We start from the raw sequence: 12933 nt of genomic DNA on the forward strand, positions 1-12933 counted from the left end.
CGTTCCGCAGGCCACCATTTATAACGATTTCTGAGCAGGGGCTGAGTGCACGGTGACCAACCGCCGTCTCGCCCGTGTGCACGGTCATCGCGCGGGGTCGCAGGACTGGGCGTTCGGCCCGGTCAGGCGGTGTCTGAATGACGGGCGAAGGTGAACCGAAATGACCTACCTCATACAATGGTTCAGGTGCCGGGAGCCCGACACGGCTGAAATCCTGATCGATGCAGCACGAGACCTCCATGTTTGGAACCATGGAATCGATCGCCTGGCACGGAACTTATCAGCGATAAGGAAGATACTGCAGTGAGCATAGTCGTCCAGAAGTTCGGTGGGTCCTCGGTAGCCGATGCGGAATCGGTCAAGCGGGTGGCCAAACGAATTGTCGAGTACCGTCAAGCCGGCCACGAAGTAGTTGTCGTGGTCTCGGCCATGGGTGACAGTACCGATGATCTCATCGACTTGGCCCAACAGGTTTCCCCCATGCCCCCCGCCCGCGAACTCGACATGCTGCTGACCGCCGGTGAGCGCATCTCGATGGCGGTCCTGGCCATGGCGATCGCCAACCTCGGCTTCGAAGCCCAGTCCTTCACCGGTTCCCAGGCTGGAGTCATCACCGATGAGCAGTTCGGCAAGGCCCGCATCATCGACGTGACTCCCGGCCGCATCCGGTCCTCCCTCGACGATGGATACGTCGCCATCGTCGCAGGATTCCAGGGCGTGAGCCAGACCGCGAAGAACATCACCACCCTCGGCCGCGGCGGCTCGGACACCACGGCTGTGGCATTGGCCGCGTCGCTCGATGCCGATGTGTGCGAGATCTACACCGACGTCGACGGCGTCTTCACCGCCGACCCGCGCATCGTGCCCACGGCACGCAAGATCGATGAGATCGGCTACGAAGAGATGATGGAGATGGCCGCCTCGGGCGCCAAGGTCCTCATGCTCCGCTGTGTCGAATACGCGCGCCGCTACAACGTGCCCGTACATGTGCGGTCCTCATTCTCTCGCAACCAAGGAACCTGGGTGACCGATTCACCCATCCCCGAAGCCTTCCGCCAGGGCCGGGGTTCATCGATCCCGGCAGCGGAACCAGAAACGGAGTCCACCATGGAACAGGCAATCATCTCCGGCGTCGCCCACGACCGCTCGGAAGCCAAGGTCACGATCGTCGGTGTTCCCGATGTCCCCGGCAAGGCCGCTGAGATCTTCAAGACTCTGGCCAAGCAGGAAGCCAACATCGACATGATCGTCCAGAACATCTCCACCCGTGAACCGGGCAAGACGGACATCTCCTTCACCCTGCCCATGGACGACGGAGCCAAGGCGCTTGAAGCTCTCGACGCGGTGAAGGCCGATATCGGGTTCGACCAGGTTCGCTACGACGACCAGATCGGCAAGCTCTCCGTCGTCGGCGCCGGAATGCGCTCGCACCCGGGCGTGACCGCGACCCTGTTCGAAGCGCTCAGCGAAGCCCAGGTCAACATCGACATGATCTCCACCTCGGAGATCCGCATCAGCGTCATCACCCGAGCAGACCTGCTCGACGACGCGGTCCGTGCCGCCCATGCCGCCTACGGACTCGACAGCGAAGACAACGAAGCAGTGGTGTACGGAGGTACCGGACGATGAGCGTCAATATCGGAGTAGTGGGAGCAACCGGCCAGGTCGGCGGAGTCATGCTCGACCTCCTGGCCGATGATCCCGGATTCGAGATCGGCTCTTTGAGGCTCTTCGCCTCGGCCCGTTCAGCCGGGAAGACGATCGACTTCAAGGGCCAGCCCATCACCATCGAAGATGCCGCCGAGGCGGATCCGAGCGGACTCGAAATCGCTCTGTTCTCCGCCGGTGGGGCGACGTCCAAGGCGCAGGCGGAGCGTTTCGCCGCCGCCGGAGTCACCGTCGTCGACAACTCCTCGGCCTGGCGTTCGGACCCGGAGGTTCCGCTCGTCGTCAGCGAGGTCAACCCCGACGACCTCGACGAGCCGCCCAAGGGAATCATCGCGAACCCGAACTGCACGACCATGGCCGCCATGCCCGTGCTCAAGGCACTCCATGACAAGGCCGGGCTGACCCGTCTCATCGTGGCCACCTACCAGGCCGTGTCCGGTTCGGGTCTGTCCGGAGTCGAGGAACTCGCCGGTCAGCTCGAAGCGGGTCTGCCCGATGCCCGCAAGCTCGCCACCGATGGCACTGCGGTGAACCTGCCGGAACCGAACAACTACGTCGAACCGATCGCGTTCAACGTCCTGCCGATGGCCGGATCGGTCGTCGACGACGGGCAGAATGAAACCGATGAAGAGAAGAAGCTGCGCAACGAGAGCCGGAAGATCCTCGGACTGCCCGACCTCCTCGTCGCCGGCACCTGCGTGCGCGTGCCCGTCTTCACCGGACACAGCCTGAGCATCCACGCCGAATTCGACTCCGACATCAGCCCCGAACAGGCCGCCGAGATCCTGTCGCAGGCACCCGGAGTCTCCCTCGACGAGGTCCCGACCCCGCTCAAGGCCGCAGGTCAGAACGCCAGCTTCGTCGGTCGCATCCGCGCCGACCAGTCGGCGCCAGTTGGCAAGGGGCTCGTCCTCTTCGTCTCCAACGACAACCTGCGCAAGGGCGCGGCACTCAACACCGTGCAGATCGCTGCCCTGCTGGCTGCCAAGCTCGAAGCGAAGGCCGCCTGAGAAACTCTGCTGGTGCCCGCCGGTGTTGATCGGTGAGGCGAAGCGGCCGACGAACCGCCCGGAAGCACCCGCTTCCGGGCGGTTCGTCGTCTCCGGCGACTGTGCTCGACTGCCCATCAGACTCGTACAAGCGCAAGAGCGGACGGCACACGGCCCACGGAAAGTCGGCACTCGCGGCTTCGAAATTCATACGCCCTGATCAAGATCACCGCGTATGAATTCTGAAGCCGCTCATACACGCCATTCGGCCGAAAACCCCTGGGCGTACGCGCAGAGTGCTGAAAGGGGTGGGGACGTATAAAAGCGTTGCTATATATAAATATTTATATTAGTGCCGGACTTCTGATCTGAGTATCGTCGATGATGTTGTTTGATCCTCGATGCCTTAGAAAGGCTCCTCATGACATCTTCGCGAATCGCTCTCACCACCGGAGCCATCGCCGCTTCGACGGCCTTGGTCCTCAGCGGCTGCGGGGGAGGAGCCTCCGGTTCGGAATCGGGCGAGCTGCGGGTCGTGACCTCGACGAACGTCTACGCCGACATCGTCTCCCAAGTCGCCGGCGACTACGCCGAGGTGAGCCCGATCATCGATGATCCCAATCAGGACCCGCACTCCTACGAAGCGACCACCCAGGACCGCCTCAAGCTGTCGAAAGCCGACCTCGTCGTCGAGAACGGCGGCGGCTACGACGCCTTCATGACCACGATGCTCGAGGCTTCAGACGCCGATCCCGAGGTGATCGATGCCGTCTCGATCTCGGGATTGCCCGGATCCGAGGATCTCGGAAACGAACCTCATGACCACAGCCACGACGAAGACGAGGCTCAGGCCGGCGGACACACGCACGACGACGGCCACGAGCACTCCGATGAGGGCGACGACCATGAGGGGCATGACCACGGCGAGTTCAACGAACATGTCTGGTACTCGGTGCCCACGATGACCAAACTCGTCGATGAGGCGGCGATCCACCTCGGCGAGGCGGTGCCGGAGCACAAGGATGACTTCACCGCCAATGCCGATGAGTACAAGAAGAGCCTCGGCGAACTGCAGACGAAGATCGACGCGGCCAAGAAGGACCACGACGGTGAGAAGGTCGCGGCGACCGAGCCGGTGCCGCTGTGGCTGTTCGCCGATATGGGCCTGGAGAACATCACGTCGGACGAATTCCTCGAAGCCGTCGAAGAAGGCAACGACGTGCCGCCGCTCGTGCTCAAGGAAGCGGAGAAGCAGATCTCCGACGGCGAGGCGGTGCTGCTCGGATACAATACTCAGGCGGCAGGTCCCCAGGCGGAAGCGCTGAAGTCTGCCGCGGACGACTCCGATGTTCCGGTCGTCGACCTCGCCGAGACCATGCCCGACGGCGAGCATTACGTCGATTGGATGGACGGATACATCACCGATATTTCGACAGCACTCGAAGGACACAAGCACTGACTATGGCCAAAGAATCCGACGCTTCCGCACAACCTGCACCCCGGGAGCCGGTGATTCGACTGCGCGATGCCGAACTGCGCTTCGGCCCGCGGGTGCTCTGGCACGATCTCGACCTCGACGTCGCGCCGGGGGAGTTCCTCGCCGTGCTCGGCCCCAACGGCACAGGAAAGACGTCACTGCTCAAGGTGCTGCTGGGGCAGAACACACTGTCGGCCGGAACCGCCGAGGTCGATGGTCGGGAAGTGCATAAGGGCAACCCTGCCATCGGCTACATTCCGCAGCAGCGCGGAATCGACCCGCACACCCCGATGCGCGGCCGCGATCTGGTCCGTATGGGCATCGACGGTCACCGGTGGGGGATGGGCCTGCTGTCCCGGGGTCGGAAGAAGAAGGTCGAGGAACTCTTGGCCTCCGTCGGCGCCACCGACTATGCCGATGCCCCCGCTGGCACGGTTTCCGGCGGAGAGCTGCAGCGGCTGCGAGTGGCTCAGTCCCTGGCCAATGATCCCGCAGTGCTGCTCTGCGATGAACCGCTGCTGTCGCTCGATCTGCACCACCAGCAGGTGGTGGCCGCTCTGCTGCACGAACAGCGGGTCAAACGCGATGCCGCCGTCGTCTTCGTCACCCACGAGATCAACCCGATCCTGCCGTACGTCGACCGGGTCCTCTACATCGTCGGCGGGCATTTCCTCATCGGCACCCCCTCTGAAGTGATGACCACCGAATCGCTGTCCCGGCTCTACGGCTCCCCGGTCGAAGTGGTCCGCGTCGGCGGACGCCTCGTCGTCGTCGGCGGTGAAGAGGAGTGCGTCGACCACCACAATCTGCCCGATGACTCTTTCGACCGCGACGGGACGGTGGTGAACCGATGAGTATTCCTGAGATCTTCGCCAACCTCTTCACCTTCGAGGACTACGGCGAACTCGTCGCGCTGCTGGCCAACTCGCTCATCGCCGCTGGGCTCCTCGGCGTCGTCGGAGGTCTCATCAGCGTCTTCGTCATGGCCCGCGACATTCCCTTCGCCGTTCACGGAGTCTCCGAACTCTCCTTCGCCGGTGCCGCCTTCGCTCTGCTCGTCGGTTTCGACGTCGTGACCGGGTCGATCGTCGGATCCATCGTCGCCGCTCTCATCATCGGCATCGGCGGGGCCAAGGATTCGGAGAAGAACGCGATCATCGGCGTCCTCATGCCCTTCGGCCTGGGCCTGGCGATCCTCTTCCTCGCCCTCTACGACGGGCGGGCGGCGAGCAAGTTCGGGCTGCTCACCGGCCAGATCGTCGCCATCACTCCCGGCCAGATCCTCACTCTCATCATCTGCGCGCTGGCCGTGCTCGTGGTGTTGGCGATCGTGTGGCGTCCGCTCATGTTCTCCAGCCTCGACCCTGACGTGGCTCGGGCGAAGGGCGTGCCGGTCAGCGTGCTCACCATCGTCTTCATGCTCACCCTCGGACTTGCCGTGGCACTGAGCGTGCAGGTCGTCGGAGTCCTCCTCGTCCTTGCGCTGCTCATCACCCCGGCCGCCGCCGCGACTCAGCTCTCGGCCTCCCCGGTGTGGGTGCCGGTCCTCAGCGTGATCTTCGCCGTGACCGCCTCGGTCGGGGGCATCCTCATCGCCCTCGGTTCGCCGGTGGTGCCGATCAGCCCGTTCGTCACGACGATCTCGTTCCTCATCTACGTCATCTGCCGCCTCGTCGGTCGCCGCCGGATGAGATCCCTGCACCGCCGCCGCGCCCACCGTGCCGCCAAAGAACACAACACCCCCATCCCCACCCCCTGATTACTACCTGACGGCGGCCCAGCAACCTCGCGCGAGGTTGCTGGGCCGCCGTCAGGTAGCAATTGGAGGAGCGGATAGAGTTGGGGGAATGAAGAAGCGCGCTCTCCTCGCCGGTGCTCTTGCCGTTCCCGCGGCCGCCGGAATCTGGGGTGCGGTCATCGAACCGCACCTCTTCGCCATCCGCCGCCACACCCTGCCGATCCTGCCTGCCGGAGCCGAGCCCATCCGGATCCTCCACGTCGCCGACCTGCACCTGGCTCCCTGGCAGAAGCATCGCGCCGCCTGGGTCACAGCGCTCACTCGCCTCGAACCCGACCTCGTGGTCAATACCGGCGACAACCTCTCCGCCGACATCGTGCCCGAGGTCCTCGACGTCTACTCGGGACTCCTCAACATCCCCGGTGTGTTCGTCCTCGGGTCGAACGACTTCTTCTCCCCGCAGCTGAAGAACCCTGCGAAGTATCTGCGCTCACCGTCCCAGGTCAAGCACCGCGTCAACCCCGACCTCGACGTCAAGTCCCTCGTCCGCGGGTTCGAAGAACCGACATCCGCGTCGGTCTCCAGGGCCGGCGGGCAGGGATGGCATTTCCTCGACAACACCGAGGCGGCCCTGACGATCAAGGGCACCCGTATCCACTTCTCGGGCCTCGGCGACGCCCATATCGACCGTGATCGGATCCGCTGGAGTGGGGGAGAACCGGGGGAGGGCGACCTCGAGCATCCGCAATTCGATCCGTCGGCCGGTCTCAAAGTGGGAGTGACACATGCTCCGTATTCGCGGACCTTGGAGGCATTCGCCTCGGCGGGGGCGCATCTCATCATGGCCGGACACACGCACGGCGGACAGATCCGTGTGCCCTTCTGGGGCGCACCGGTGACGAACTGCGACCTCGATCGGACACGCGCACGCGGAGTTTTCCCTTACCGGCAGAGTCTCGTCACGATCTCCGCAGGACTCGGCTTCTCACCGTACTCACCAGTGCGTTTTGCCTGCCGACCGGAAGTCAGCGTCCTGGAACTCGTTGCAAGAGCCTAGGCCGTTCAGCGATTTCTGAAGATCTGCACAAGGCGAATTCGTTAAACTGACTACCATGGTGTCTCCTGAGTCAAACGCCCCACCCACAAAAATGGGCGCGTTCATGCAGTTCGTGGCCGTCAGTGCGGTGGCGGGAATCGTCGCGGCCGGTCTGGCCATTCCCGGCGTCGGCGTCGCAACAGCCAGTGCGAACAGTGCTGTCGAGATCTTCGATTCGCTTCCCGCTACCTTGGAGATCAAGGACCTCGGAGAGAAGTCGACGATGCTCGCCTCCGACGGTTCTGAGCTCGCGGAGTTCTACTGGCAGAACCGCCAGGAAGTGCCTCTCGACAAGATCTCGCAGGACATGCAGAACGCGACGATCGCGGTCGAGGACTACCGGTACTTCGAACACGGCGGTGTCGACATCGAAGGCATCGCTCGTGCAGCGGTGCACAATATGGTGTCCTCGACGACTCAGGGCGGATCGACGCTGACCCAGCAGTACGTGAAGAACGTGCTCGCAGAGAACGCGCACGCCGAGGACAACTCCGAAGGCGTGGCGGCGGCGAAGGAGTCCGAAGGCACTGCCGGCTACGCACGTAAGCTGCGCGAAGCCAAACTCGCTGTCGCGGTTGAGAAGAAGTACGACAAGAAGGAAATCCTCAACCGCTACATGAACATCAACAACTACTCGGGATCCCCGAACGTCTACGGCGTCGAAGCTGCCGCCTACCGGTATTGGGGAATCCACGCCAAGGATCTCAACATCCAGCAGTCGGCGATGCTCGCCGGAATCGTGCAGAACCCCTCGGCGTTCAACCCGCAGCGGTTCCCCGATCAGGTGCTCAAGCGTCGCAACACCGTGCTGGGACAGATGCTCAAGTACGATCACATCACGCAGAAGGAATACGACAAGGCGGTCAAGACCGACCTCGATCTCGATCTGCACGAGACGCCGAATGGCTGCTCCGCGGCGAAGAGCAAAGGCGAATTCTTCTGCAACTACGTACAGAACGTCATCATGAATGATGAGACCTTCGGGGATACTGCCGACGAGAGACTTGCATTCCTCCAACGCGGGGGCCTGACGATCAAGACCAGCCTCAATCCGGATATTCAGAAGATCGCGGACAAAGAGGTCAAGAAGCGCGTCCCCGTCGGCGACCCCTCCGGCGCCGGACATGCCCTGGTGACGATCGAACCGGGAACCGGTGAAGTCATCGCAATGGCAGAGAACCGTGAGTACACCGCGGGAGAAGTCAAGAAGAAGGACAAGAACAAGAAGACCTCGATCAACTACACCGTCGACAAGAAGCACAACGGCGGCGGCGGATTCCAGGTCGGTTCGACGTGGAAGCCCTTCGTGCTCACGGCTTGGCTGAAGGAAGGCAAGAGCCTCAACACCACGGTCAATGCGACGAAACGCAACTTCCCGGCCAGCTCCTGGAAGTACGACGGTTGTCCGAACATGGCCGGAGACTGGGACCCGAACAACGCCGGCGACGGCGAAGGCAAGGGCTCAATGACCGCGCTCGAGGCAACGAAGAATTCCGTCAATACGGGCTACGCGGCCATGGGCAACCAGATGAACATGTGCGACATCATGGACACCGCGATGGATCTGGGCATCCGCTACGGAAGCGGTGAGACCCTGGACTATGAAGACAAGTCCGGCTTCATCCAGGCCCTGTCCCCGTCGTCGATCCTCGGAACGACGGAGACCACGCCCATCGCCATGGCCGCGGCGTTCGCCACCTTCGCCAACGAGGGTGAGTTCTGCGGTCCCAAACCAATCCTCGAGATCAAGGACCGCAAGGGCGAGAAGCTCGACCTGCCGGGTGAAGGCTGCAAGCGAGTCCTGTCGAAGGATGTGGCCAGGGGCGTCGCCTACGCACTGACGCAGACGTTCAACGGCGGTACGACCAGTCAGCTGAAAATCGGCGTCCCGGCCGGTGCGAAGACCGGTACGACGAACTTCGAGGTCGGTCACACCTGGCTGCTCGGGTTCACAAAGACCCTGTCGACCGCGGTCTGGACGGGAGACCCGAGCGGTACGCATGACTGGCGCACGAACGGTGCCGGCGCTGTTCGCGGCCACATCTACGGTGCCACGATCTCCGGTAAGACCTGGCAGGCGTATATGAGCCAGGCAGTCAAGGAGACCAAGGGCAACACCGGCTTCCCGAAGCCCAGCAGCAAGTTCTTCCAGGGCGGTGGGTCCGGTGGAGGCAGCTCCTCGTCCGGCACGAACCGCGGTGGAGGCGGCGGTGGCGGCAGCCAAGGCAACGGCGGAACCGGCGGCGGAGGCACCGGCGGAAACGGCGGCGGTGGAGGCGGCAACTCCGGAAACAACGGAGGCGGCGGCAACAACGGCGGCGGAACCGGCGGTGGCAACAACGGTGGCGGCGACGGCGACGAAGCTCCCGGCCTCGGCGGCAACTGAACCGGTGACCTCGTGACCGTGACCGGCTGACAGAAGCCATCGGACACCGTTCCTGTGAAGGCGGGGAGGACCAGATCCTCCCCGCCTTCACAGTCCCGTGTGCCTGCAGGCCCGCACCCACTTGAGCCGAGCACACGGCCGTCACGGAACGCAGGTGCCCGGCCCGCCCGGTCTGGGCTAGTGTGGGGAACGGACCAGCGTCGTCGATCAGATCAGAGATAGTCGGCACACCGGATCACTTTCGGACCGCCTCGGCGACGCATCTACAACTGAGGAGAATCATGACCAAGTGGGAATACGTCACCGTGCCGCTCATCGTCCATGCGACGAAGCAGATCCTCGACCAGTGGGGTGAGGACGGATACGAACTCGTGCAGGTCGTCCCGGGTCCTGACAACAACGGACTCGTGGCCTACCTCAAACGACCGAAGGAATGATCCGATTCCGGCACCGAGGCGGCTGCTGACCATCCCCGCACCACCATCACCCTCCTGACCATCTACGTCGAAAAGAGCAACCATGTCGAAGACCCTTGAGCGTCTGACCGAACTCGGCCTCGAACTGCCCGAGATCGCCACCCCCGCCGGCGCCTACGTCCCTGCACTGCGCACCGGGAACTACGTCTTTACCTCCGGCCAACTTCCGGTTGTCGACGGCAAACTGCCCGCCACCGGACACCTGGGCACGGACGTCGACCTCGACACCGGCTACCAGCTGGCACGCACAGCCGGGCTCAACGCCCTGGCCGCTATCGCCGGAGTCATCGGCGACCTCGATCAGATCGTGCGCGTCGTCAAGGTCACCGGCTTCGTCAACTCCGCCGATGACTTCACCCAGCAGCCGGCCGTCATCAACGGCGTGTCCGAACTATACGGTGAGATCTTCGGAGACCGCGGGCAGCACGCCCGCAGCGCGGTCGGCGTGAACACCCTGCCTCTGGGCACCCCCGTCGAGGTCGAAGTCATCGTCGAGGTCTCAGGCGATGCCGCTTAGCGGACGCACTCTTCCCGTCTCGTCGGAGCTGCGGTGGCTGCTCGACCACTGGCAGTCCGACGGACGGTGGCCCGTCCCCGAAGCCCCGCGCCCCACCTCGGCGATCGTGCTGATCCGGGACTCCGCGGACGGGCTGGAACTCTTCATCACCCGGCAGCTCGACGCTCGCGGCGTCGAAGACCGCAATCGGTGGGCATTTCCCACCAGCAGCCTGCGCCCGGGTGATGTGCGGAAGCTGCCTTTGGCCGGATGGAATTCGGCCCGGTGCGCGCGTGCGCTGAGCATCGAGAACAAATCCCGCGCCCTTCACCACTTCTCCGCGGCCGCCCGCATCACCTTCGCCGCCACCGGAATCCTGCTCGCCGAGGATGTCGACCGGGAGATCGTGGCCTCACCGCAGACAGACTGGCACACCACCCGGTCGAGACTGTTCTCGAACGAGGTCTCCTGGTCGCAGGTCTTACGCGACCGTGACCTGCGGCTGCGTCCCGATCTGTGCAAACCGTGGTTGCGCTGGATCAACACTCCCACCCAGCTGCACCGGTTCGACACCACCTACTTCATCGCCACCGTCCCCTTCGGCCAGGAAGTCGACTTCCTGTCCCCGAACGAGACCTCCGCCGGCTGGAAACGCCCCGGACAGATCCTCGCCGAGGTGGGTGGGGACCCCAACCGCATCAGCGCGGCCGCCCGCATCATCGTCGAAAGCCTCACCGGGGTCCCGTCTGTGGGGGCGGCCATGGCACAGATCCGCAACGTTCACCCGCTGCGGCCGGAGATCATCGCCGACGACGGCGATTGGAAAGTGGTCATCCACACCGGCAAGGACCCTCACAGCAAAGGCAGTCTGCGCGACCGTGCGGTTGCCGTCGGCGAGACCGACACCGACCAGAACCCCGGCTTCCTGACCTTCAGCGGCGATGACGACGACGAAACGACAGACGAGGAGAGCGACGACTCATGAGAATCCGTGCGAACAATCCCAGCCCGATGACCCTGACCGGAACGAACACCTACGTGCTCACCAGTCAGGACGACACCTCCGCGGTCGTCATCGATCCCGGACCGGAGATGGCCGATCACCGTGAGAATTTCCTCGCCGAGGTGGCCGACCGTGATCTGGCGGCGATCGTTCTCACCCACCAGCACGCCGACCATTCCGAGATGCTCGGAAGCATCGACCAGTGGGCCCCTGAGGTGCCCGTCTATGCCGTGCTCGAGCGTTTCGCCCGGCACACGGATCCCGTGGTCGACGGCGACGAGATCGCCTTCGGCAGCACCCCGGCGGATGTCCTGCGCGTCGTCGCCACCCCCGGCCACACGAGCGACAGCATCAGCCTCATCCACTCCGGAGCCCTCTACAGCGGCGATACGATCCTGGGGGAGGGGACGACGATCGTCACCCACCCGGAAGGTTCGCTGCGTGACTACCTGAATTCCCTCGACCGGTTGAGAGAACTGCTCGACGCCGGTGAGTTCGCGATCATCGAGCCGGCCCACGGCGAGCGTATCGACGCACCCGCCGAGGTGATCGACTACTACCGGTCCCACCGACTCGAACGCATCGAGCAGGTCAAAGCGGCACTCGAGCAGGGAGCGAGCACCGCCTCGGGGGTCTGTGACATCGTCTACCACGACGTCGATGACAGCGTGCGGCCGGCAGCCGAACAGATCGTCAAGGCCCAGCTGGCCTACCTCGACGCTCTGCCCGCAGCCGACGCCTGAAGCACGCCGCTGACGCGACAGCCACTTCGACGGCGAGCGCCGGTCACGTCGCACAGTTGTCCCGACCAGGACGAACGCCCCAGCCGAAGCGGCTGGGGCGTTCGTGCGCTGTGGCGGTTACGACGCCGCGAGGAGGATCAGCGGGCGCGGTTGCGCATCCTGTCCATGTCGAGGATGACGACGGAGCGAGCCTCGAGACGGATGAAGCCGCGGGCGGCGAAGTCAGCCAGCGCCTTGTTCACGGTCTCACGGGAGGCGCCGACGAGCTGAGCGAGCTCTTCCTGGGTGAGGTCGTGAGCGACGAGCACACCGTCGGGTGCCGGCTTCGAGAAGCGGGCTGCCAGGTCGAGCAGGGCCTTGGCGACACGGCCGGGCACGTCGGAGAAGACGAGGTCGCCGACGGTCTCGTTCGTGCGGCGCAGACGCTGGGCGAGAGCCTTGAGCAGGTTCATCGCGGCCTGCGGGCGCTCGTTGAGCCAGGTGGTGAGGTCCTCGTGCTTGAGGCTGAGCAGCTCCGACTGGGAGACCGCGGTGACAGAGGTCGAACGTGGGCCGGGATCGAAGAGGCTGAGCTCGCCGATGATCTCGCCCGGGCCGACCACGGACAGCAGGTTCTCACGGCCATCGGAGGACTCGCGGCCGATCTTGAGCTTGCCCGAGGAGACGATGTAGAGCTCGTCACCGGCATCGCCCTCATGGAAGAGCACGGTTCCCCGACGGAGACTCCGCGGGTTCATGAACTTCATCAATGCACTGGTGGCTTCATCGTCCAGACCTGCGAAGAGCGTCGCGCCCCGCACCACTTCAATATCCACTGGTTCCTCCTTGTCGTGATAATCACACATAAATCTACCTGGTCAT

General features: G+C 64.0%; 12 protein-coding genes. 11 read left to right on the plus strand and 1 reads right to left on the minus strand.

Features of this window, described 5'->3' with window-relative positions; translation table 11 throughout:
- Positions 1–303: 303 nt before the first annotated feature.
- The 11 genes from HF684_RS04740 to HF684_RS04790 all read left to right on the plus strand — a co-directional run bounded on the left by HF684_RS04740 (position 304) and on the right by HF684_RS04790 (position 12072).
- Positions 304–1629, plus strand: a complete 1326-nt coding sequence (locus HF684_RS04740) for an aspartate kinase (RefSeq protein WP_169251566.1) — start codon at positions 304–306, stop codon at positions 1627–1629.
- On the plus strand, positions 1626–2678 hold the full coding sequence (locus tag HF684_RS04745; protein ID WP_169251567.1) for an aspartate-semialdehyde dehydrogenase: 1053 nt from the start codon (positions 1626–1628) through the stop codon (positions 2676–2678). Before HF684_RS04740 ends, HF684_RS04745 begins: the two co-directional genes overlap by 4 nt.
- Before the next feature lie 400 nt (positions 2679–3078).
- Entirely contained in the window at positions 3079–4116 is a 1038-nt protein-coding gene (locus HF684_RS04750) for a zinc ABC transporter substrate-binding protein (protein WP_169251568.1), read from the plus strand.
- Between the two features lie 2 nt (positions 4117–4118).
- Positions 4119–4988 (plus strand): metal ABC transporter ATP-binding protein, encoded by an 870-nt coding sequence (locus HF684_RS04755; protein WP_169251569.1) that lies wholly within the window; start codon positions 4119–4121, stop codon positions 4986–4988.
- Entirely contained in the window at positions 4985–5893 is a 909-nt protein-coding gene (locus HF684_RS04760) for a metal ABC transporter permease (protein WP_169251570.1), read from the plus strand. The genes HF684_RS04755 and HF684_RS04760 overlap by 4 nt, the downstream gene beginning before the upstream one ends.
- An 88-nt stretch (positions 5894–5981) precedes the next feature.
- Positions 5982–6929: a metallophosphoesterase gene (locus HF684_RS04765; RefSeq protein ID WP_169251571.1), complete on the plus strand. Its 948-nt coding sequence runs from the start codon at positions 5982–5984 to the stop codon at positions 6927–6929.
- Positions 6930–7032: 103 nt separating this feature from the next.
- The gene (locus tag HF684_RS04770; protein ID WP_248279117.1) at positions 7033–9354 is read left to right on the plus strand and encodes a transglycosylase domain-containing protein; all 2322 of its coding nucleotides are present in this window, start codon (positions 7033–7035) and stop codon (positions 9352–9354) included.
- A 281-nt stretch (positions 9355–9635) separates the two neighbouring features.
- Positions 9636–9791 carry a hypothetical protein gene (locus tag HF684_RS04775; protein ID WP_009883339.1) on the plus strand — a complete coding sequence of 52 codons (156 nt, stop codon included), beginning with the start codon at positions 9636–9638 and terminating at the stop codon, positions 9789–9791.
- A gap of 82 nt (positions 9792–9873) precedes the next feature.
- Positions 9874–10347, plus strand: coding sequence for a RidA family protein (locus HF684_RS04780; RefSeq protein WP_169251573.1), 474 nt, complete (start codon positions 9874–9876; stop codon positions 10345–10347).
- Complete coding sequence (locus HF684_RS04785; RefSeq protein WP_169251574.1) at positions 10337–11311, plus strand: hypothetical protein; 975 nt, start codon at positions 10337–10339, stop codon at positions 11309–11311. The genes HF684_RS04780 and HF684_RS04785 overlap by 11 nt, the downstream gene beginning before the upstream one ends.
- On the plus strand, positions 11308–12072 hold the full coding sequence (locus tag HF684_RS04790) for an MBL fold metallo-hydrolase (protein WP_169251575.1): 765 nt from the start codon (positions 11308–11310) through the stop codon (positions 12070–12072). The genes HF684_RS04785 and HF684_RS04790 overlap by 4 nt, the downstream gene beginning before the upstream one ends.
- 137 nt (positions 12073–12209) lie before the next feature.
- Here HF684_RS04790 and HF684_RS04795 read toward each other — a convergent pair whose 3' ends face one another.
- Positions 12210–12887 carry a Crp/Fnr family transcriptional regulator gene (locus tag HF684_RS04795; protein ID WP_101545702.1) on the minus strand — a complete coding sequence of 226 codons (678 nt, stop codon included), beginning with the start codon at positions 12885–12887 and terminating at the stop codon, positions 12210–12212.
- Positions 12888–12933 lie beyond the last annotated feature (46 nt).

It is taken from the genome of Brevibacterium sp. 'Marine', assembly GCF_012844365.1.
Lineage (GTDB): Bacteria > Actinomycetota > Actinomycetes > Actinomycetales > Brevibacteriaceae > Brevibacterium.